The 20,247-nt window shown below is 46.4% G+C and carries 21 protein-coding genes and 3 riboswitches; of the genes, 13 read left to right on the forward strand and 8 right to left on the reverse strand.

All coding sequences use genetic code 11. From position 1 onward, the window contains the following. Positions 1–41 precede the first annotated feature (41 nt). From NYE28_RS06695 to NYE28_RS06710, 4 genes are all read left to right on the forward strand, one after another. Positions 42–452, forward strand: a complete 411-nt coding sequence (locus NYE28_RS06695; protein WP_003154758.1) for an organic hydroperoxide resistance protein — start codon at positions 42–44, stop codon at positions 450–452. Positions 453–592: 140 nt separating this feature from the next. Beyond that, the gene (locus tag NYE28_RS06700) at positions 593–1,231 is read left to right on the forward strand and encodes a hypothetical protein (RefSeq protein WP_113629800.1); all 639 of its coding nucleotides are present in this window, start codon (positions 593–595) and stop codon (positions 1,229–1,231) included. A gap of 21 nt (positions 1,232–1,252) precedes the next feature. Next, complete coding sequence (locus NYE28_RS06705) at positions 1,253–1,714, forward strand: hypothetical protein (protein WP_012117388.1); 462 nt, start codon at positions 1,253–1,255, stop codon at positions 1,712–1,714. A 4-nt stretch (positions 1,715–1,718) separates the two neighbouring features. After that, positions 1,719–2,846: a glycosyltransferase gene (locus NYE28_RS06710; RefSeq protein ID WP_094031673.1), complete on the forward strand. Its 1,128-nt coding sequence runs from the start codon at positions 1,719–1,721 to the stop codon at positions 2,844–2,846. 20 nt (positions 2,847–2,866) lie between these two features. Here the strand turns inward: NYE28_RS06710 and NYE28_RS06715 are convergent, their stop codons facing one another. Both NYE28_RS06715 and NYE28_RS06720 read right to left on the reverse strand, forming a co-directional pair. Then, positions 2,867–4,180 (reverse strand): hypothetical protein, encoded by a 1,314-nt coding sequence (locus tag NYE28_RS06715; RefSeq protein ID WP_094031674.1) that lies wholly within the window; start codon positions 4,178–4,180, stop codon positions 2,867–2,869. A 271-nt stretch (positions 4,181–4,451) separates the two neighbouring features. Beyond that, positions 4,452–5,636: an MFS transporter gene (locus NYE28_RS06720; protein WP_160223001.1), complete on the reverse strand. Its 1,185-nt coding sequence runs from the start codon at positions 5,634–5,636 to the stop codon at positions 4,452–4,454. 81 nt (positions 5,637–5,717) lie between these two features. Here NYE28_RS06720 and yeiL point away from each other — a divergent pair, with 81 nt between their 5' ends. Beyond that, positions 5,718–6,389 (forward strand): transcriptional regulator YeiL, encoded by a 672-nt coding sequence (gene yeiL, locus NYE28_RS06725; RefSeq protein WP_076423997.1) that lies wholly within the window; start codon positions 5,718–5,720, stop codon positions 6,387–6,389. Positions 6,390–6,436: 47 nt separating this feature from the next. Here yeiL and metE read toward each other — a convergent pair whose 3' ends face one another. Then, positions 6,437–8,725, reverse strand: coding sequence for a 5-methyltetrahydropteroyltriglutamate--homocysteine S-methyltransferase (gene metE / locus NYE28_RS06730; RefSeq protein ID WP_060561787.1), 2,289 nt, complete (start codon positions 8,723–8,725; stop codon positions 6,437–6,439). A gap of 83 nt (positions 8,726–8,808) precedes the next feature. Continuing rightward, positions 8,809–8,963: riboswitch (SAM riboswitch) on the reverse strand. A 139-nt stretch (positions 8,964–9,102) separates the two neighbouring features. Further along, a complete protein-coding gene (locus NYE28_RS06735; protein ID WP_007407222.1) occupies positions 9,103–10,062 on the reverse strand; it encodes a S8 family peptidase in 960 nt (319 codons plus the stop codon). A gap of 219 nt (positions 10,063–10,281) precedes the next feature. Here NYE28_RS06735 and NYE28_RS06740 point away from each other — a divergent pair, with 219 nt between their 5' ends. Further along, on the forward strand, positions 10,282–11,115 hold the full coding sequence (locus NYE28_RS06740) for an STAS domain-containing protein (RefSeq protein ID WP_025284633.1): 834 nt from the start codon (positions 10,282–10,284) through the stop codon (positions 11,113–11,115). 45 nt (positions 11,116–11,160) lie between these two features. Here the strand turns inward: NYE28_RS06740 and NYE28_RS06745 are convergent, their stop codons facing one another. Genes NYE28_RS06745 through NYE28_RS06755 form a run of 3 tightly spaced genes read right to left on the reverse strand, consistent with a single transcriptional unit; the run spans position 11,161 to position 14,120 of the window. Next, positions 11,161–11,922 carry an energy-coupling factor transporter transmembrane component T gene (locus NYE28_RS06745; RefSeq protein WP_022553447.1) on the reverse strand — a complete coding sequence of 254 codons (762 nt, stop codon included), beginning with the start codon at positions 11,920–11,922 and terminating at the stop codon, positions 11,161–11,163. After that, positions 11,897–13,534: an ABC transporter ATP-binding protein gene (locus NYE28_RS06750; protein ID WP_160223004.1), complete on the reverse strand. Its 1,638-nt coding sequence runs from the start codon at positions 13,532–13,534 to the stop codon at positions 11,897–11,899. The genes NYE28_RS06745 and NYE28_RS06750 overlap by 26 nt, the downstream gene beginning before the upstream one ends. Then, positions 13,521–14,120 carry an ECF transporter S component gene (locus NYE28_RS06755; protein ID WP_069007511.1) on the reverse strand — a complete coding sequence of 200 codons (600 nt, stop codon included), beginning with the start codon at positions 14,118–14,120 and terminating at the stop codon, positions 13,521–13,523. The genes NYE28_RS06750 and NYE28_RS06755 overlap by 14 nt, the downstream gene beginning before the upstream one ends. Before the next feature lie 179 nt (positions 14,121–14,299). Next, positions 14,300–14,413: riboswitch (TPP riboswitch) on the reverse strand. Positions 14,414–14,561: 148 nt separating this feature from the next. On the opposite strand from NYE28_RS06755, the gene NYE28_RS06760 reads away from it, so the two are divergent. The 3 genes from NYE28_RS06760 to mgtE all read left to right on the forward strand — a co-directional run bounded on the left by NYE28_RS06760 (position 14,562) and on the right by mgtE (position 17,914). Further along, positions 14,562–15,824 carry a glycoside hydrolase family 18 protein gene (locus tag NYE28_RS06760; protein WP_015239721.1) on the forward strand — a complete coding sequence of 421 codons (1,263 nt, stop codon included), beginning with the start codon at positions 14,562–14,564 and terminating at the stop codon, positions 15,822–15,824. A gap of 90 nt (positions 15,825–15,914) precedes the next feature. Beyond that, a complete protein-coding gene (locus NYE28_RS06765) occupies positions 15,915–16,052 on the forward strand; it encodes a transcriptional regulator SplA domain-containing protein (RefSeq protein WP_003154740.1) in 138 nt (45 codons plus the stop codon). A gap of 106 nt (positions 16,053–16,158) precedes the next feature. Beyond that, a riboswitch (M-box (ykoK) riboswitch) is annotated at positions 16,159–16,324 on the forward strand. A gap of 234 nt (positions 16,325–16,558) precedes the next feature. Next, on the forward strand, positions 16,559–17,914 hold the full coding sequence (gene mgtE, locus NYE28_RS06770) for a magnesium transporter (protein WP_012117400.1): 1,356 nt from the start codon (positions 16,559–16,561) through the stop codon (positions 17,912–17,914). A gap of 35 nt (positions 17,915–17,949) precedes the next feature. Here the strand turns inward: mgtE and tnrA are convergent, their stop codons facing one another. Then, a complete protein-coding gene (gene tnrA, locus NYE28_RS06775; protein WP_003154734.1) occupies positions 17,950–18,282 on the reverse strand; it encodes a MerR family transcriptional regulator TnrA in 333 nt (110 codons plus the stop codon). A 193-nt stretch (positions 18,283–18,475) separates the two neighbouring features. Between tnrA and NYE28_RS06780 the strand changes: the two genes are divergently transcribed. The 4 genes from NYE28_RS06780 to NYE28_RS06795 all read left to right on the forward strand — a co-directional run bounded on the left by NYE28_RS06780 (position 18,476) and on the right by NYE28_RS06795 (position 20,243). Next, entirely contained in the window at positions 18,476–18,631 is a 156-nt protein-coding gene (locus NYE28_RS06780; RefSeq protein WP_099566684.1) for a hypothetical protein, read from the forward strand. 88 nt (positions 18,632–18,719) lie between these two features. Further along, positions 18,720–18,902: a stress protein gene (locus tag NYE28_RS06785; protein ID WP_337681396.1), complete on the forward strand. Its 183-nt coding sequence runs from the start codon at positions 18,720–18,722 to the stop codon at positions 18,900–18,902. A 142-nt stretch (positions 18,903–19,044) separates the two neighbouring features. Further along, positions 19,045–19,509 (forward strand): MarR family transcriptional regulator, encoded by a 465-nt coding sequence (locus NYE28_RS06790; RefSeq protein WP_007610911.1) that lies wholly within the window; start codon positions 19,045–19,047, stop codon positions 19,507–19,509. Between the two features lie 179 nt (positions 19,510–19,688). After that, entirely contained in the window at positions 19,689–20,243 is a 555-nt protein-coding gene (locus tag NYE28_RS06795; protein ID WP_007407215.1) for a hypothetical protein, read from the forward strand. Positions 20,244–20,247: the final 4 nt, after the last annotated feature.

The following is a 20,247-nucleotide window of genomic DNA, read 5'->3' on the forward strand; positions in this document are numbered from 1 at the left end:
GGGCAATATATACAGTAAGTACAATGAGGAGGCTGATAATAATGGCATTATTTACTTCAAAAGCGACCGCAGTCGGCGGACGAGCAGGACATATTAAATCCGAAGACGGGGTGCTGGATTTTGACATCATCATGCCGAATGCAAAAAAAGACGGAGAAACCGGCACAAACCCTGAACAGCTCTTTGCGGCAGGATATGCTGCCTGCTTCGGGGGAGCGCTTGAGCTCGCCGCCCAAAAACAAAAAATCGACATGACCTCTGAAATTGAAGGACAGGTCAGCCTTTTAAAAGATGAGAGTGACGGAGGTTACAAAATCGGCGTAACGCTCGTCATTGATACAAAAGATCTTGACAAAGAAACGGCGGAGAAGCTAGTGCATGCCGCTCACGAGTTCTGTCCGTATTCAAAAGCAACAAGAGGAAATGTAGACGTCAAACTTGAATTAAAATAAATAACCGAACGAATATCCCGGATTTAATATCCGGGATATTTTATTAACGAAAACATCAGTAATGATCTCTTCTCTCCCGGAATAAGAATACGATATAGCACTTTTGCATAATGACACCAAGAGAAAAGAGGGAGAAATCGATGTCTCTTCCAAACATACCGAACATCACCCCCGACATTACACTCTCCAGATGTGAGACCCTGAACCTCCTTCTTTCATCCGTGGCTATGGAAGAAATCGGACTATCCCATATTCTGCAGGCGGAAGCGGAAAGGATTCAAATGTTTCTCGGCGCTTCCGGCGATCCCTCCTTGGAGGAATTGTCATCAATCAATAGAAGCACTGAACGGCTCCTGCGCACCGTCATGAAATCACAACTCCTTTTGCAGACGAAGCTTGAGGACATTATCTTCTTACAGGATTCTGAAGTCTGTATGGACCCGGACGACCCAAGCAATCCGAGTAATCCGGGCGATCCTGATGACCCGTGGAATCCGGACGACCCGAGCAATCCGAGTGATCCGGGCGATCCTGATGACCCGTGGAATCCGGACGACCCGAGCAATCCGAGTGATCCAGGCGATCCTGATGACCCGTGGAATCCGGACGACCCGAGCAATCCGAGTGATCCAGGCGATCCTGATGACCCGTGGAATCCGGACGATCCCAGTGATCCGGAAGATCCGTGTGACGGCCTGTTTTACGGCCGCATTGGCTGCTGTGAGTGCGGGGATTGTGAGGACTGCGGTTGGAAGAAAAAAGGCGGGGAGCGTTCATAAAAAAAGAGACGGGTGAAGCATATGCCGTATCCAAGCATCTCAAAAGCGAAACAGGCATCTTTTGAAGCCTTGCATTGTCTCACGATGGCGCTGTTACATATATTATCTGTGACCGTGGATAAAAGAAGGGGTTCAAATTACAAAGAAGAAATCAGGCTGTTCTCCGCATTGTGCCGCTGGCAGATGGAAACAGGCGGCCGTCTGTTTTTAATGATCAGCTTGGAAGAAGAGCAGAAGCAGATGTATGAGCGGCACTTTCTTGAAATGAAGACAGTTACGGAACGAACGAAAAAATTCATTTCTGAAAGCCCGCGCGAATTCCGGGCGCATCCGATTACGAAGCGGGCTGTCAGGCAGCTTCAGGAATGGAATACGGAAACTGCCGAACCTGCCGTCAGATGGGTGCGGCCTGTCATCATCACGATGAACGGCACTCCTGAACGGCCTTGGTTCAATCAACAACTCCAAAATCGGGAAAGGTGAGAAAATGAGCGGAAATGCTGAATGTAAACTGACTCTTTGCATGATTGTGAAAAACGAGGAGAGATACATCTCCCGTTGTTTATCAAGTGTACAAGACATCGCTGATGAGATCGTCATCGCAGACACCGGATCACAAGATAATACAAAAGATATATGCAAAAGTTTTCAGGCAAGAGTGTTTGATTTCGAATGGGAGAATGATTTCGCAAAGGCCAGAAATTACGCCCTGCAGCATGCCGAAGGAGATTGGATTTTAGTGCTTGACGCGGATGAAGAGCTCGATCAGGAGACGGGCCGTTTTTTAACTTCGCTGCTTCATGACGGATTACCGAGCCGGGGCCTTTTGAAAATCATCAATTATACGGGGAAGCAGCTCGATGAAAACGAAGCGTTTGAAAGCATGCAGCCGAGACTGTTCCGCAATCATAAAGGCCTTCTGTATCAAGGCAGAATTCACGAGAATATCTCGGCTCCCAATGAGGAAGAAAACAATGCTTTTTTCACGCTCCCATGTGTGATTCATCACTACGGCTACTTGGAGCAGGAAGAAAAGATCAAGCAAAAACATAAACGGAATATCAGCATTTTAAATGAAGAGCTTTCAGAGGAAAATCCTGATCCGTGGCTTGTCTATCATTTGGCAAGTGAATGCTACAGAATCAAAGACTATGAAAAAGCATTACATCTTGTCAACGGCTCAATTTTTCAATTTTTAAGCGAAAAACGAATGCCTCCGTCTCTCCTGTATTATTTGAAATATACAATATTGCTTGAGCTCAAACGGTATGAAGAAGCCGAACAAGGGATTGAAAAAGTGCTCAAGCTATATCCTGATTACAGCAATCTTCATTATTATAAAGGCCTTGTATTATATCATTTGGAAAAGTACAGAGCGGCAATCAAAGCATTTGAAAACGGAACGCAGGTTGAAGGAGAAAACGCTGATCACTTAATGTTAAAAGGTGCCGCCGATTTCAGAGCCTTTTATTATATGGCAAAATGCCATTCTGCATTAAACCATGATATGACGGCCATCGCTTACGCCAAAAAATCCGTGAAGTTCAATCCTCAATTTAAACCCGCGAAAGAACTTCTGTCTCAATTAAAAAAGGATCAGCGGACAAACGCTTGATCCTTTTTTTGCATGTTCCATTAAGATAATCGAATAATGTTTAAAGCTGCACCGACGCTTCCTCCAAGCAATGTGGCCGCACCCAATAATCCGAACAGCTGAAGCTGGATGGTGCTGCCTGCTGGCAAAGTCACAATAAAGGAGTTATTAAAGTTTGCCAAAGACGCGACCGGGGCGATAATCGAACTTGCAGGAGGAGTGCCGTTGATTAAAATACGCGAACTTACAAGCAAGCCGGCCGTTAAATTAATATGGTAGGAAATATAGTACCGTCCCGCCGGAGCAACGGTAAATATGGTATTTGCGGCATTAGCCGTAATATCTGCCGAAAGGTTTTGTTCATTCGGTAAGGAAATGGTCGTGCCGCCGACAATAACTGCGACAACACCGCCGCCCGTATTGCTCGCATAGCCGGAAGTTGCTGTCAGACTTGTTCCGGTGCTTCCGGTCGGTCCGGTGCCGCCAGTAGCGCCAGTGCTTCCGGTCGGCCCGGTACCGCCAGTAGCGCCGGTGCTTCCAGTCGGTCCGGTGTCGCCAGTAACGCCGGTGCTTCCAGTCAGCCCGGTGCCGCCAGTAGCGCCAGTGCTTCCAGTCGGTCCGGTGTCGCCAGTAACGCCGGTGCTTCCGATCGGTCCAGTAGCGCCAGTAGCGCCGGTGATCCCGGTCGGCCCGGTACCGCCAGTAGCACCGGTAATTCCAGTCGGTCCGGTGTCGCCAGTAGCGCCGGTGCTTCCGGTCGGTCCGGTAGCGCCAGTAGCGCCGGTGATTCCCGCCGCAGCTAAAAGTGTATAGTCAGCTGAGGCTCCAGGGGTTCCCGCCGGGCTGTTTACGTTTGCGACGTAAGAGCTTCCGTTATACAAGACAACCTGTCCGGTTGTGTAAGTGGGAGCAATCAGCGGATTAAAAGCAACAATCCCTTGAAGGCCCGCACCGGTGACCCCCGTCGGTCCGATCGATCCGGTTGGCCCCGTCGCTCCGGCCGGTCCGATTGCTCCCGTAGGTCCCGTCGGCCCCGTAGCACCAGTCGGTCCCGCCAGTGTAGGGATATTTGAGATACTGTCCAATTTTGAACCGAGAAGAAGCTCCTGTTTCATTAAGCTGTCAAGCGTATCACGGACGCTCTCATTCAGGTTAAGAATATCCGCAAGACTTGACGGGGGCCCTGTTAATCCGGGAATCGTTCCGAGCGCGTATTGGATTTTTTCCCCTTCCGCATTCAGAATATGTGCCATTCCCAGCTCTTCCATAGCAATTGACGAAAGAAGAAGGTTAATGGTATCGTCTCTGGAAAGTGTAACGACAGGGGTGATATTGGGCAAATTAGGCTGTGACACAATGTCCCTCCTTATGAGTTGGCTGAAAATCATTTTATTACGAACAAAGTTCCCCGAAATGAGCGTAAGCAGTACTGTATCAGTATATTCACTGATTCTGTCCAAGTTTCTGAATGGATTCCCTTTATAAACCAATTGAGCGGGTTATACCACTGTTTTTGATTTCAACATATATGAAGGAAATACTTTAAATATAGAGAAAATACATCGCACAGCATTCGCAAATCGGTCAAAATGACAGCGGGACATGTGATCGTCTATAAAGCGATGGCTATATATCTTGTGCGTTTCCTGTAAAAACTCTCTTTTTCATTTCAAGTTTTCTGTATAAAAGGGCGAGAAGCATGGATGGGATCGTACAAACAATCATTCCGATAAAGGCATACCGGGGTTCAATTTCATATAAAAAACCTCCGAAAATAGTAAATACCGCAGTGCTCCAGCTGAGAGCAAGCGCTGAATATATGCCTTGGGCTTTCGGGATTTGCGCGGGTGAAATATTTTTAATTAAGTATTTCATAAATGCATAGTGTCCCATCGCGAATGAACAGGCATGCAGCGTCTGCGCAATACAGAAAATGATGACATGCGGAAATGCAAATACGAGTATCCAGCGTACGGTAGCACCAAGCGCCGCCAAGGCGAGCAAAGAGCCTGCTGTAAATTGATGAAAGTATCGGTCAGCGATTGCAAAGAAGATAATCTCCGCGATAACGGCGATGTTGATAATGATTCCGATGGCATATGCGGGGGCATCGATTTCCTGCAAAAAGAGATAACCGTAATTGTAGTAAGATGCATGTGCCGCCTGCAGTAAGATAACGATTGCGAGCACCAGACCGAAATATTTGATGCGGAATAAGGCAAACATGCCCTCTTTTCTTGCGCGGTCTGTTTCCGGCCGTTTTGAAAGAACAGCTGGCGCATGCATAAAGCTGAGGCATGCGAATATCAGGGTGCCCAAAAGCAGTGCCCATAAAATCGCTTGATCTCCGAATATACCTGTAAAGACGGACAGGATGACGCCGGCTGAAACAAAACCCGCGGACCCCCACTGTCGGCTTGTCCCATAGGCCTTTAATTCGTTATGCTGTACAAGGACGCCGCAAGCGCTGTCTAAAGCAGGCATTAAAGCAGGGTAAAACACATGCAGCACTAATGTGACAAGAAGCAGGCTTTGAAAAGAATCAGCGGGAATATAACATAAAAGTGCGAGAAGCGTCCCGATTCTGGCGCCGTTTAATAAGGCTTTGCTGCTGAATTTTCCTGATAAATAAGGGAAGAATAATAATGTGGAAATCCCTCTTGCCGCCAAGCCCAGGCTCATAATGAAACTGGCTTCGGATACGGAAACCCCTTTTATATGCACCATCCATCCCGTCCAATAGGGCAGAAAAACACCCCATGTCATAAAAAAACTAAAAAAATGCAGACTCATCCAGCGATATGCTTTCATTCCCGTTCCTCCTTTAATTGGCATGTTATCATGTAAAGACATAAAGACAATATGAGATATCTCATATTTTTGGGGTGGACGATGGAAGTTTATAAAGGCGAGAAAAAGCGGCATCAGTTAGAAAAACACTCAATCGCGCATTTATTCTCTTTCCCCGCTGAAGAGTTTATGGAAGTGCGCGAATATGAGCGGGACGAATGGATTATTCAAGAGGGCAGGAGGCCTGACTTCCTGTTTTACGTGATTGAAGGAAAAGCGAAAATATATGTAACCCACCAAAACGGGAAAGTTTCTTTAATTAATTTTATCAACAAAGATGATTACATCGGAGAGATGGAACTATTACATGAAGTGTATTACACAAAAGGAATTCAAGCCTCAGCGAAGACTGTTTGTTTTGCTCTGCCTATTTACCGCTGCCGCGCGCAATTGCTGCAGGATGCGAAATTCCTGCGTGAATTGGCTAAGTTTTTAAGTGCGAAGGCAACGCTTATGGCTTCGAAATATTCACAAAGTCTGGCGTTCCCGCTTGAAAACCGGCTGGCCGATTTTATTTTGCAGACGGCTTATGAAGGGGTTTATAAAGAGAAGCACGTAACGGTCTGTGATTATTTGGGTGTATCTTACCGTCATCTCTTGCATGTGCTGACGCAATTCTGCCAAAAAGGGTATTTGCAAAAAGAAGGGCGGGGCTATCAAATTAAGCAGCATGATTCACTAAGTGAACTTGCGAAGGCGCTGAAGAATAAGTAGCACGCCCAGAAAAAACAGCCACCCGCGATTTGCGGATGGCTGTTTTTTTATACAAGCTGAGCTTGTTTTTTTCGTGCCTGTTTCGCGGCGTCGACCATATTTTTTAATGCCGCAACGGTTTCTTCCTGCTGTCTTGTTTTCAGTCCGCAGTCCGGGTTTACCCAGAAGCGGTCAGTCGGACACACTTCAAGCGCGTCATCAATAATTTGATAGATTTCTTCAGTTGCCGGCACACGCGGGCTGTGAATGTCGTATACACCGAGTCCGAGGCCTTTCACGTAAGGATGTTCTTTCAAATATTCTAAAAATCCTCCGTGGCTTCTGCTGTGTTCGATTGTAATGACATCCGCGTCAAGATCATTGATCGTATCTACGATATCTTCAAAGTTGCTGTAACACATATGCGTATGAATCTGCGTCTCATTTTGCACAGAAGACGTCGTTAACCGGAATGCTTCTGCGGCCCAAGTTAAATATTCATCCCAATCCTGCGTTTTTAACGGCAGTCCTTCGCGGAGCGCGGGTTCATCCACTTGGATAATCTGAATACCGGCATCTTCAAGCGCTTTTACTTCTTTTCTGAGGGCAAGCCCGATCTGGAAGGCGATTTCTTTTCTTGAAATATCCACACGCGGGAATGACCAGTTTAAGATGGTGACAGGTCCCGTCAGCATGCCTTTCATGTGTTTTTCCGTCAGCGATTGGGCGTAGACCGTATCTTTTACCGTCATCGGTTCGATAAATTCGACATCTCCGAAAATGACAGGCGGACGTACGCAGCGTGAACCGTAAGACTGCACCCATGCATATTTCGTAAAGGCGAATCCGGCCAGTTTTTCACCGAAGTATTCGACCATGTCCGTCCGCTCAAATTCTCCGTGAACGAGCACGTCTAAGCCGATTTCTTCCTGAATGTCAACCCAGCGCTTCGTTTCCGCATTAATAAAGGCTTGGTACTGTTCATCCGTCCAATCTTTTTTGCGCCATTTTTGTCGTGCGCTCCGCACCTCTGCAGATTGAGGGAAGCTTCCGATTGTCGTCGTCGGCAGAAGGGGAAGACCGAGTGATTCATTCTGCAGCGCCAATCGTTCTTCAAAGCTTGCCGGACGGGAGAAATCTTTTTCCGTCAGCTGATTCAGCTCTTCTTTTTGAGCTGAGTTCGCTCCTGTTGCGAATGCTTTTAAAGCCTTAAGTGCCGCTTTTGATTCTTCGATCTGCTCACTGACGGCCGCTTTGCCGGACAGAAGCCCTTCTTTTAAGACGCCGAGTTCCGCCAGTTTTTCTTTAGCGTATGACAGGCCGTTCAGCAAATCCTTTTCAAGATGCTCGTCAGGGTGTTTCGCCACCGGCACGTGCAGAAGGCTGCTTGAAGGCTGAATCCATAACTCCTCAACATCAGCGTGGCTGAGGATATCCAGAGCCGCGTCCAGGCGTTCTTCAACATCGATTTTCCAAATGTTGCGTCCGTCGACCACACCGGCTGCCAGCACTTTATCTTTCGGGAAGCCGTGCTTTTTCAGCTGCTCAAGGTTTCTGCCTTTATCATGCACGAAGTCAAGCCCGATTCCCTGTACGGGATAAGAAACGAGTTCTTCATATGCATCAACCGAATCAAAGTATGTCTGCAGGAGGACATTCAGTCCTGAAAGCTCTTTTGTGATCGCTTCATAGAGTTCTTTTGCGGCACGGACGTCTTCAGAAGAAGCTGTCACAAGGGCCGGCTCATCGATCTGAACCCATTTTACGCCTTCAGCTTCAAGTTCTTTCAGCAGCTGCACATAAAGAGGAACAAGGCGTTTTTGAATCGCTTTCGCTTCTGATTCTTCGTATCCTTTCGCAAGTGTGACGAATGTGTACGGACCGACGATGACAGGTTTTGTTTCCGCTCCGAATTCTTCTTTGATCCGGCGGTAGTCGTCAAGCTGTTTGTTTCTCGTCAGACGGAATTCAATGCTTTCGTCATATTCAGGGACGATGTAATGGTAGTTGGTATTAAACCATTTCGTCATTTCACTGGAAACGGCGTCTTTTACACCGCGGGCAATCGCAAAGTATGTATCAACGGGATCCGTGATGCTGCGGAATCTTTCCGGAATCCAGTTAAAGCTGACGGCGGTATCAAGCACATGGTCATAATGGGTGAAATCAGAGACCGGCACGATATCGATATGTTGGTCAAGCTGTGTTTTGACAGCTGATAAGAATAAACCGTCAAGTTCTTTAAGAAACGTTTCTTTGTCAGTGTTTCCTTTCCAATAAGCCTCAAGCGCTTTTTTCCATTCTCTGTTCAAGCCGATTCTCGGAAAACCGAGGTTCGAAGTTTTGATTGTTGTCATTAAGTTTCCTCCTTTAAGTGAGATGTAACAAAAAAGCCTCTTTCTCATGAGAGAAAGAGGCTTTAACTTCAAAATGCAAGCCTCTCTTATCTCTCAGATCACGTCTGATGGAATTAGCACCGTGCCTTATGAGACAGTCGTCTCGGCGCAAAAATCACGCGCCCCATTTCACAATGGAATTACGGTCGGTTGCTGTTGGGGTCAAAAGGCCAATCCCTCGCCCAACTCTCGATAAGAGAAAATATTTCAATTTTTTTGAAAAGTTACATCATTTGTTGGTTATCTTATCAGCTTATTCAGATCACTGTCAATAGAAAATCTCACATTTTAAAAATTGGTGATGTGACAAGCTGATCAATCATTATATGAGAAAAATATCAGAAAGACAGCAGCTGTGCCTGTTCGGCTCTTTCCATCAGCACTTCAGGCGCGTCTAAATACAGGAATCCGTTCCCGGCCAATGTTTTGGCGATGTCCAAAGGAAGGGTCCGCCGCACGAGCTGGGCGTAGACTTCAGCCTCAGAAAGCGTCCGCTGAAACGCGTCCTGTTCAAGCCCTTTTATTAAGGCAAGCGCTCCGCTCACATGCGGGGCGGCCATTGAAGTGCCCGTCAGCTTCCCGTATTTATGGTTGGGAAGGGTGGAGAGAATATTTTCTCCCGGAGCCACCAGGTCAATCTCTTTATTAGCGTTTGAAAATTCAGACGATTTACGGGCGATTGAGACTGATCCGACTGCGATCACTTCGTTGTAAGCGGCCGGATACGACAGTTCCTCTGTACGCTCGTCTCCGTCGCCTTCGTTTCCTGCCGCGCAAACGACCAGAACACCGCTTTTTACCGCATTTGTGACGGCTTCTTTCAATTCAGGCACATCGCTTGGCCCGCCGAGTGACATGGAAATGATATCTGCCTTTTGTTCAACGGCGTAGTTGATGCCGTTAATGATCCATTCGTATTTGCCGCTGCCGTTTTGACCGCCGAGAACTTTAACGATTAAAAGGCTTGCTTCCGGCGCGACACCCGAAATTCCGCCGTTTGAATCATTGGCGGCAATCGTTCCGGAAACGTGTGTCCCATGTCCGTTATAATCGGAAATCGCGTCTTCTTTGCCTCCGTCATCATCGGTGAAGTTTTTCCCGCCGACAATCCGGTCTTTCAAATCAGGATGATTGATGTCGCAGCCTGTGTCAAGCACCGCGATTTTAATATCCTTGCCTTTAAACCCTTTTGCCCACAACTCTGGCGCCTTAATCACTTTAATCCCCTCTGGAAGCTCGTTCACCTCCATGATCTGTTCATCCGTGACATAAGGAATCAAATGCATTTCACCATTCATAAAAAAGCCCTCCTTTTTTATGCTTGCGAGTGGATACAAGGGTGTTGCTACTATTTTATGGCAGAGCATGCCGGCCGGAAAGAGTCATTTGAAGCATTTTCATAAAAAAGGCGTAATCTATCGCACTAAAAAATTTCAAATATATGGATAGTTTAACAGCTTTTATTTTCATTCATGATCCGCTGACGGTATAATTGGAAATGGGAAAGGAGAAGAGATATGAAGATAAGTGAAGCATTATACAACTATTTTTCAGAACAAGTGGATCAAATTGCGAAAGAGTGGATCGAAACGATGGAAGATTCGGATCCGAATTCGATTTATTCTTTGACAAATCCCATCATCACAGAAGAACTGACGGAGCAGGATAAAGAATTTTACCGGCATATTAATAAAATGTATATCATGCCGAAAAAAGAATTTTTAGAAGAGTTCGAGCGGTGGGTGATTGAGCTTGCGAAAGACCAGAAGCATCTGGATACTCCCGTCCAGTATGTGGTCCGTGAATTCATGAGAAACCGGAGACTATATGTCAGTTATTATGATGCGTTTGCCGATAAACATGAATCTTCGTTTGCACAGGGAGAAAGGAAGAAATGGGAGAATTTAATTGTACAAGTATTTGATTTTACGATTTACACGTTTGTCGATCATGCCGAGCATAACTCAAAAATGCAGCTGAATGCGCAAAGAGAAATGATTTTGGAGTTAAGCTCGCCGGTTATCACACTGAGCAAACGGACGGCGCTGCTGCCGCTTGTCGGCGATATTGACACGGAGCGCGCCAAATTCATTCTTGAAAATACGCTGAGCACATGTGCAAAACGGCTGATTGAACATCTGCTAATTGACCTGTCGGGTGTAGTGGTTGTCGATACGATGGTGGCGCATCAGATTTTTAAATTAGTTGAGGCGCTGAAATTGATCGGCGTCACGTCCACTTTATCCGGAATCAGGCCGGAAATCGCTCAAACCGCCGTACAGCTCGGCATTAATTTCTCAGATATTACGATCAAGTCCAATCTCGCTCAGGCTCTCAATTATCATCAATAACATACATAACAAAACAGGCTGCCGAATCACTCCGGCGGCCTGTTTTTATACAAACAACAATGAAATGAGCCAGCTTGCGCCGAATAACAGAAGCACGAGCAGGAAAAAGCACCAGTCGGCGCGGCGCACGGTAACAGTTCTGTAAAACGTGCGGTTTCGGCTCCCCGTAAAGCCTTTAGATTCCATCGCGATCGCCGTGCGTTCCGCCTTTCTGATTGCGCCTGCCAATAGCGGAATGGTGAAGCGCCTGAAGGCGGAGAGCTTTCCTTTCAGCCCGGAATCAGACGCCGCGCCCCTGATTCTGTGCGCCTGCCGGATGATCAGGATTTCATCTTTCAGAAGAGGGAGAAACCGGAACCCCGCGATAACGCCGTATGCAAGCTTGGGCGGCAGCTTACACTGCTGAATCAGACTGAGCATGAACAGAATCGGATCGGTTGTGAAAAGAAACATCATCGACAAAGCGGAAAAACATAAAATACGAAACGCGATAGAAATCCCGAGCGCCGCGTTATCACTGTTGACGGCAATCGGCCCGAGCTTAAACAGCAGGTTGCTTCCGGTTGTCGGGACGTTTCCGAATACGGCGGCTGTCCATAAAGAACCGAAGGCCAGAATGACAAACGGAATCGTGAACAGCAGCCATTTTTTCAGCGGCACACGACCCGCCGAGAGGACGCCTCCCGCAATGATGATATAAAACAAAGCAGGGGTGTACGGATTATAAATAAACGACAGCATTATGACGCATAACAATACAGCCGCCGCCTTTATTGACGGATTAACAGCCTCCAGCCGCAAGTTCATTTCTCCGCCTCCTGTCGTGTCTCATCCATTCATACCGCAGCGGCAAAGCCAAATGCGCCTGCTCGGCGATCCTGGTGTTATCAGAAAATAAAGCGTCGGGAGTTCCCCGGAATACCAGTTTCGTGCCGCAGAGCACAAGGATCGTGTCGGCATAATCTGAGACGAGTTCCATATCGTGTGTCACCATCAAAACAGCCGTTCCTTCCTTTTGAATCTCACGGAGCATTTGCATACACTCCCGCGCCGTTTTGGCATCCTGTCCGAAAGTCGGTTCATCAAGCATCAAAACGTTCACATTGTGCATAAGCATCGTTGCGACGCTGAGCCGGCGTTTTTGTCCTTGGCTTAAAGAAAACGGATGCTGTGAGGCATGGCGTCTCAGGCCGAATCGGGTTAACAGCTGAAGAGCTTTCTCCTTTGCGGCTCTGCTGCTTTCAAAACCGAACATCAGCTCTTGAATGACGGAATCTGTGACAAACTGGTGTTCAGGATTTTGGAAAACATATCCGATCAGCCGCCGCAGCTCTTTTTCAGAATAGGAATCAATCGGTCTGCCGTCTATTTTGATGTCTCCGCCCAGCGGACGGATGAGCTTGGCCGCGGCAGAAAGGAGCGTGGATTTTCCTGTTCCGTTAGGACCGGCAATCGCGGTGATTGAACCTTTTTTTACGGAAAAGCTCACATCCTGAAAAATGACGTCTGCTCCTCTTGAGAATGACAGCCCGTGAACGCTCAGCGCGTCTTCTGCCGAAAGCGCGGCGGGCCGGGGTTCGGGCAGAGACGGTACAGGTTCGTGAAACAGCTTTTCTTTACACAATGTAAAAGGAATGCTGACGTGCTTCTGCAATGAGATTACACGCGGAATCGGAATGCCGAGCTCTATCAGCTCTTCAACCTTTGTTTCAAAGATAACGTCCGTCTCTCCGTCCATCACCTTCTGACCCGTTTCGTCAAGGACAATCGTCCTGTCCATCCACGGCGCCCAATGATCAAGCTGATGTTCGATAACGAGAAGGCCGAAGCCTTTTTTTGCTTGAAGATCTTTGATCAGCCGCACTAATTCACGTGCGGAATATGGATCAAGCTGTGCCGTCGGTTCGTCCAAAATAATGAGTTCCGGTTCCATCGCAATGATACAGGCAAGCGCCACTTTTTGTTTTGAACCGCCTGACAGCGAAGCGATCGTTCGCGTTTTCAGATGAGTGATCTCTAATTTTTCTAAAACGTCATCGATGATTGCGTCCATATCTTCTTTTGTATATTGCAAATTTTCCAGGCCGAAGGCGATTTCATCTTCGACCGTCAGCATGCAAAACTGCTGGTCCGGATCTTGAAACACGACGCCGATGGATCTGGCGGCGGGTTCTGTCAGATGTGAAAGAGGTGTTCCGTATAAAGACACGGTTCCCGATTGAACCCCATCGCATGCTTCCGGGTACAGACCGTTTAAACAGAGAGCGAGCGAGCTTTTGCCGCATCCGCTCGGCCCGAGCAATAAAGCCCGCTCTCCTTTGCGGAGCTGAAAGGACACGTTTTGAAGAATCGGCTTTTCATCCTGATCATAAGAAAAGGTAAGACGGCCGGCCGATAGAAGGGGCTCACATGCCTGCATCTTGGTTCACCTGTTTCTTTTTCTTCTTGAATTGTTTTCCGAGCGCCATGCCGCTCAGCACCCCTGTGTAAGCCAGCGCATCACTGATTGCTTTGCCGAGAAGGCCGGCAAGAAGCGCACCTGAGACCAGACGGATGAGAAGCATGACGGCTAATAAACCCGGATTCAAAACAGAGTATCCGGAAACGAACAAGTCATAAATGAAGCTCGTCACAGAAGACCCCATACCGGATAAAAGAAGCACGGGCAGGGTATACACCCGCCAGCGTGTCGCAAAAAAGACCGCTTCCGCACCGATTCCCTGTGCGATCCCGATCAGAATCACCATCGGTCCTGACGGATTTCCGAGTAAGCACTCCACAAACGCGGCGATGATTTCAGAAACGAGAGCCGCTCCCGGTTTTTGAATAATGTACGCGGCAATCACCGAGACGATAAACCAGATACCGTAAATCGGCTCATAGCTCATCCGGCCGAAAAATCCTGCCGCTATATTGCTTGCATGAGTTGATACTAAATAAATGACAGCAAATACAACACTGATGACGGACATGACGACAATTTCTCTCATTTTCCAATTTTTCATTGTGATCTCCTGCTTTCTTATCGGATAGTCGTATGTATGAAAGAGTTGATTTTACAGGCGGTTTATATTCAGTTTCATATTGCGGTGTCCTCCCCCGTTTTTTAATGAAAAATAAAAAACTGCATATCCGAGGGAATATGCAGCAGCAGAACGAAAACGCATGGGGAAAAACCCTGCGCTCCGGTCAATCTGCACTTCCCCACGCTGGTATTATCCAGATCGGGTTATAAGGGATCAAAACACGCCTGCCGCATGTTTTATCTCAGCCGATAACAGCACCCCTAGTGCGTTTCCTATACAGTTTTTTATGATGACATCATCATAGTTGATCATGTCTGATTTGTAAACAGCCTTTCTCCGAACAGAGTTTGGAATCGGACCGGATGATCATTCATAAAGATAAGAAGAGCCCTTTTGATCAAAAGGAAACGGAGGACATCTATGTTTGTTCATACAGTGCAGTCTGGTGACTCGTTATTTTCCATCAGCAGAAAGTACGGATACCCTGTTGACAGCATCAGAAGCGTCAACGGGCTTGAGGAAACGAATATCGTTCCGGGGCAGGCGCTTTTAATCCCTCTTAATGAATATACGGTTCAGCCGAATGATACGTATGCCGTTATCGCAGGTAAGGCTTATGTGCCGCAGATGCAGCTGATGCAGGCAAACCCGGATATTCCGCCGAACCGGCTGCGGGCGGGTATGAAAGTGAAGATCCCTGATATCTCTAACTATCTTGCGGGCACCCTGCAATTTTATGTCATACGGACGCCTGAAGCGGATAGAGAGTTAATTAATGATTTTGCGCCGTATTCTTCGGCGATTTCTTTGTTTGAATATCATTTTGGCCCGAACGGAGATATCATTAACGATTTAAACGACAGAACCGCAATAGAAACCACATGGCAGAACAGAGTGCGCCCGCTTGCCGTCATTACGAATCTGACAGAAGGGGGATTCAGTCCGGAATTAGCCCATCAAGTGCTGCAAAATCCGACGGCAAGGACGAATCTCGTCAACAATATCGTCTCCTTAACCGTAAGAAAGGGGTACGGCGGTGTAAATATCGATTTTGAACGGGTCAGAGAAGCTGACAGGGACCTCTTCACAGGATTTCTCCGGCAGTTAAAAACCCGGCTTTCAGAGCATCAGCTCGCGTTAACGATATCGGTTCCGGCGAAAACAAGTGATGCAGTGCCGTGGCTGAGGGGATATGATTACGGCGGAATCGGAACCGTCGTCGATTATATGTTCATTATGGCGTACGACTGGCACCACGCCGGCAGTGAGCCGGGACCCGTGGCGCCTTTGACAGAGGTCAGGCAAACGATCAATTTTGCCATCAGCAGGGTGCCGAGAAGAAAAGTGATTCTCGGTGTTCCGCTGTACGGGTATGATTGGGTGATTCCGTACCGTCCCGGAACGATCGGATCCGCCATCTCCAATCAGCGCGCCATGGAAACGGCCATGAAGCATCAATCAGTGATCCGTTATTCCCAGCAGGAGCGTTCCCCTTACTTCCGGTATACTGATGAAAATGGAAGAACGCATGAAGTGTGGTTTGAGGATGTGCGGAGCATGAGTGAAAAAATGGTTCTCGTTCGGGAGTTCGGACTGCAGGCGATCGGCGCGTGGCAATTAACGCTCGGTTTCAAACCGGGCCCGTGGCTGCTTAGGAACTTTTTCACGATCCGAAAAATATAGCTGCATGTCCTGCTCTGCAAGTGATTTTTTCTTTTCTATGATAACGGGTCTTCTTTTGGACAATCTAAAATTGAACAGGAGGTCTGTCATATGAAGAAAAGGGAAGAGCAGTATATCAACGAGGCTGAGTATGTACCGCATCCGACAAAAGAAGGGGAGTACGCGCTCATGCTGCATGAATCCTATCATTTCCTTTCAGAAGAGGATGAAAGCGATTTGCCGGAATAAGGGCTTTATGCCTTTATTCCGTTTATTTTATAGGCATGTGCTGAAATCACAAATTTAAGGTTGACACATTCCTTTTTTTTCTGTAATCTCAGTGTGTCAATTCAAATAAGAACTTCGTTAGGTGAGGCTCCTGTATGGAGATACGCTGCTGCCCAAAAATGTCCAAAGACGCCAATGGGTCAACAGGAATCATCGACATAAGGTGATTCTTAACGCAGCTGGATGGCTGTCCTATGCCATACAGTGCTAAAGCTCTACGATTGGAGGCCCCGCACGTTTATTTGCCGTGCTTGTTTTCGCCTTCATATCAGAAGGTTTTTTTTATGCCTCAAAACGTACACGACTGAGCATGATAAGGAGGTGCGGAGTATGGATTCTCCCCATTCGAGTATGTCAGAAGAAGTACCCATATACAGCCAGATAACCAGTGACGACATGATGAGGAGACAAACCGCCGCACTTCCCTTGACGGACGGCGCGTCTCCGTAAAGGAGGTACGAGTCCCGATGGTCCAAAACATGACCTATGACGAACTCATATTACGCATAATTATTTTATTGCGGGACGGAAAAATAAAAGAATTCCGAAACATGATAGATGAGCTTCAGCCCTATGACATGGCATTTTTGTTTAAAGAAATGCCGGAAAAGCACCGGGCCCGCTATCTGTCATATATGACGGTTGATGACATCACCGACATGATCGGAGAGCTGGAGCGGGAATTTCAGCTTGCCGTTTTGCATAAAGTCGGTAAAACGAAAGCCACTCTCGCAATGAATAAAATGGATAACGACGATCTCGCCGCATTGCTGGAAGAGATGGATGAAGAACTGAAAGAACAGCTTTTATCCAGCATGGAGGCTGAGGAATCAAAGGCCGTGCAGCTTTTGATGAACTATCCGCAAGAATCGGCGGGACGGATGATGACGAACCGCTTCGTCTGGATTCCGCAGCATTATACAGTAAAAGATGCGGTTGTGAAGCTGAAAAGCTTTGCAGAAATCGCAGAATCAATAAATTATTTGTACGTAATTAATGACAGCAAGCAGCTTGTCGGAGTGCTCTCTTACAGAGATTTAATTCTCGGCGAGCCTGAGGATAAAGTGCAGGATCTCATGTTTACGCGTGTCATCTCGGCCGGGGTGCTCCAAGACCAGGAAGAAGTCGCCCGGCTGATCCAGCGGTATGACTTTTTAGCCATTCCGATCGTGGAAGAAAATCATGTGCTTGTCGGTATTGTCACTGTCGATGATATTATTGACGTCGTGATTAAAGAAGCCGATGAAGATTACGAAAAATTCGCAGCCTCCGGTAAGGCGATTACATTTGATACGAAAGCGTACGTTGCGGCGTACCGCCGTTTGCCGTGGCTCATTCTGCTTTTGTTTATCGGATTGATTTCCGGAAGCATTCTGAATTATTTTGAAGATACATTGCAAAAAGTCGTCGCCCTCGCGTTTTTCATGCCGATGATCGCGGGAACGACGGGTAATACAGGCACACAGTCACTCGCCGTCGTCATCAGAGGACTGGCTAAAGAAGAAATGAATAAAAAAACCATCTTTAAACTGATTTTCCGTGAATTAAGAACCGGTATCTACATCGGCATCGTCTGTGCGATCGCGATTACGATTGTCGCAACCGTCTGGCAGAAAGACTTAACGCTCGGTTTTGTCGTCGGTTCATCGCTGCTTGCAACGTTGATTATCGGTACGATGGCCGGAACGATCGTCCCTATTATTCTTCATAAACTGAACATTGACCCGGCGATTGCATCAGGACCGCTGATTACGACGCTGAACGATATTTTGTCCTTATTAATTTATTTCGGCATTGCAACTGCATTTCTTCATGCTTTATAAAAAAAGTCCGTCTCACAGGAGGCGGACTTTTTTGATCAGCGGTTTTTATACTTAAAATGAGCATTAAGCTGTCCTTCCAGCATTTTTTTGCGGAGCTGCGGGTCGTTTTTGAGAGCCTGTTCTTTTTTTCGCATGTCTTTTAAAATTTCAGCCGTCTGCACGCCGTCTTCCCGCTTGTTGGCAATATCCATCAGCCGCTCAACGTCCGCGAAGGAATACTTTCTCGTTCCCCGTGATGAACGCTGCGGATAGATTAATTTCCGTTCTTCATAGTATCTGATCTGTCTGACTGACAATCCGGTTAATTCGCTTACAATGCCGATCGAGATTACTTTTTTATCTTTGTAAGATTGTTCGTCTGTCGTCATTTTCCCACCCCTGGATGTCTTTTACTCATATTATATAAGAAAAAAAGAGAAAAAACCTGACGCTTGTCAGGTTTTCTGACGCGGAATAGAAAATTTTAGAAAAAAAGCGGCAGAAAAATTGACAAGGTTAATGCATGGTCCTGTGCCCCGTTTTATGCTTACTGTACAGACACAATGAGGAGGAAGGATAGGAATGGAGAAAGAAAAAGCGGTTTCGCTGGCAAAAGAAATCATTGAATTAGATATGAAACGTGATGAAATGCTGGAGGCGTTCATGCAGATTGCCGGGGAACACGCTTTTCCGCTGCTCAGAGCCGTTCAGAACGGACTTTACCGAAAAACATCATAATCTACAGAAGTTTTACAATGGCTTTATACGTCTTTGATATAAAAGCGTTATTCTGATCATAGAATAGCGGAAAACAAAGGAGGCTGCCATGAGTCGTTTGCTTCAAAATGCATTGGACAAAGAGAGAAACCATTATTCCAAAAAGCTTCTGCAGATCGGAGTCTATACGGAAGAAATACTCAATTCCATGACAATTACGGAGCTGAGAAAGGAATACGCGTATTTTTTTCGGAACATTCCCTATAAAGAACGGAACCCTTATACAAATTAAATGATGTATAAGGGTATTTTTTTATATAAAAAAGAAGGAATTCTGAAAAACGGCACGAATAGAATATAAAACAAAGATCGACTCTTATGAATTGTAAGGGTTTACATTATTTTTTTATAAAAATCTTAAATACGGGGTAGATATGATGAGATTATCATTTAACGAAGAAGAAGTGATGCGTTCGATGAATTTGTACAAAGTTTTTGCAAGGGCTTTCAAGAGTGTGTCTGAACACAGCATCCGCGACAGTAAAGAACACGGTTTTAATCCGACTGAATTTGCCGTTTTGGAGCTGCTCTATACGAGAGGGCCGCAAAAGCTTCAGCAAATCGGGTCGCGTCTTTTGCTTGTCAGCGGGAATGTCACCTATGTCATCGACAAGCTTGAAAGAAACGGGTTTTTGGTCAGAGAACAAGACCCTAAGGACAAACGGTCTGTTTACGCCCATTTAACTGATAAAGGAAACGAGTATTTGGATAAAATTTATCCGATTCATTCATTGAGAATTGCGAGAGCGTTTTCAGGACTTATGCCTGAAGAACAGGAACAGCTGATAGCCTTACTGAAAAAAGCGGGCATTCACAGCCAGCATTTGCTTTTCCGTTAAAAGAAAGCGGATACAGACACTCTTCTTCACGAAGAGTGTTTTTTTTCTGTTCCGGACAGTAGAGCCTGAAGCGGTTTTTGCATAAGCTGATACAGGTCGGCATCATTATTTACCAATCATAATGTGACATGCCCCATGCCAAAATATGAGGGTGCTTTGATTATAAAGAAGGTGAACATGTGAGAAGCTGTCTGCTGTCTATATGGTACTTACTTGATCCGCTTTATTTCTTCTTTACCCGGCTGACGCTGATTGATAAACGGCAATCGAATGTATTCCGCGTCCGTTTGACTAGATATAAAGGAAAAGAAGTCATCCTGAGCGACGGAACCAGAATTAAAAAAAACGACGTGTTAGTTAAGATTCATCTTCATAATGTCAAACTCCTGAAAGAGCTGCAGCCTATTGAAAGCGCGGTCAGAAGGGGGATTATGCTATATCAGAAGGTATATCAATCCATGCCTCATTTAGCGGATTATATTAACCAGCATAAACGGAAAGACGAGATTAAGGGAGTCGTCGGCATTACAATGCTTCATAAAGGAGCGGCGAGACTCGGTTTTGATGTGATAAAACCGTCCAGCGGCTGCTACAGGCTGTTTAAGAAAGCGGCCCATATTCCGATTTTATACTTTACTGCAAAACAGCTCACCCTCAAAAACATTCCTTACTCCTGCTATTTATTTATTTCCAAAGAAAAATTGATGTGCACGTATCAGACTGAAAAGAGCTGACAAA

Origin of the sequence: Bacillus sp. FSL R5-0443, assembly GCF_038608285.1 — a bacterium.
GTDB classification, from domain to species: Bacteria; Bacillota; Bacilli; order Bacillales; family Bacillaceae; genus Bacillus; species Bacillus velezensis.

What these genes read in the sequence shown, in the direction of transcription:
- NYE28_RS06700 (WP_113629800.1), top strand. Translation starts at nt 593, where the DNA reads ATGTCTCTTCCAAACATACCGAACATCACCCCCGACATTACACTCTCC.
- NYE28_RS06750 (WP_160223004.1), bottom strand. Translation starts at nt 13,534, where the DNA reads ATGCAGGCATGTGAGCCCCTTCTATCGGCCGGCCGTCTTACCTTTTCT.
- NYE28_RS06695 (WP_003154758.1), top strand. Translation starts at nt 42, where the DNA reads ATGGCATTATTTACTTCAAAAGCGACCGCAGTCGGCGGACGAGCAGGA.
- metE (WP_060561787.1), bottom strand. Translation starts at nt 8,725, where the DNA reads ATGACAACAATCAAAACTTCGAACCTCGGTTTTCCGAGAATCGGCTTG.
- NYE28_RS06710 (WP_094031673.1), top strand. Translation starts at nt 1,719, where the DNA reads ATGAGCGGAAATGCTGAATGTAAACTGACTCTTTGCATGATTGTGAAA.
- tnrA (WP_003154734.1), bottom strand. Translation starts at nt 18,282, where the DNA reads ATGACGACAGACGAACAATCTTACAAAGATAAAAAAGTAATCTCGATC.
- NYE28_RS06780 (WP_099566684.1), top strand. Translation starts at nt 18,476, where the DNA reads ATGGAGAAAGAAAAAGCGGTTTCGCTGGCAAAAGAAATCATTGAATTA.
- NYE28_RS06720 (WP_160223001.1), bottom strand. Translation starts at nt 5,636, where the DNA reads ATGAAAGCATATCGCTGGATGAGTCTGCATTTTTTTAGTTTTTTTATG.
- NYE28_RS06755 (WP_069007511.1), bottom strand. Translation starts at nt 14,120, where the DNA reads ATGAAAAATTGGAAAATGAGAGAAATTGTCGTCATGTCCGTCATCAGT.
- NYE28_RS06745 (WP_022553447.1), bottom strand. Translation starts at nt 11,922, where the DNA reads ATGAACTTGCGGCTGGAGGCTGTTAATCCGTCAATAAAGGCGGCGGCT.
- NYE28_RS06740 (WP_025284633.1), top strand. Translation starts at nt 10,282, where the DNA reads ATGAAGATAAGTGAAGCATTATACAACTATTTTTCAGAACAAGTGGAT.
- NYE28_RS06760 (WP_015239721.1), top strand. Translation starts at nt 14,562, where the DNA reads ATGTTTGTTCATACAGTGCAGTCTGGTGACTCGTTATTTTCCATCAGC.
- NYE28_RS06705 (WP_012117388.1), top strand. Translation starts at nt 1,253, where the DNA reads ATGCCGTATCCAAGCATCTCAAAAGCGAAACAGGCATCTTTTGAAGCC.
- NYE28_RS06735 (WP_007407222.1), bottom strand. Translation starts at nt 10,062, where the DNA reads ATGAATGGTGAAATGCATTTGATTCCTTATGTCACGGATGAACAGATC.
- yeiL (WP_076423997.1), top strand. Translation starts at nt 5,718, where the DNA reads ATGGAAGTTTATAAAGGCGAGAAAAAGCGGCATCAGTTAGAAAAACAC.
- mgtE (WP_012117400.1), top strand. Translation starts at nt 16,559, where the DNA reads ATGGTCCAAAACATGACCTATGACGAACTCATATTACGCATAATTATT.
- NYE28_RS06765 (WP_003154740.1), top strand. Translation starts at nt 15,915, where the DNA reads ATGAAGAAAAGGGAAGAGCAGTATATCAACGAGGCTGAGTATGTACCG.
- NYE28_RS06785 (WP_337681396.1), top strand. Translation starts at nt 18,720, where the DNA reads ATGAGTCGTTTGCTTCAAAATGCATTGGACAAAGAGAGAAACCATTAT.
- NYE28_RS06790 (WP_007610911.1), top strand. Translation starts at nt 19,045, where the DNA reads ATGATGAGATTATCATTTAACGAAGAAGAAGTGATGCGTTCGATGAAT.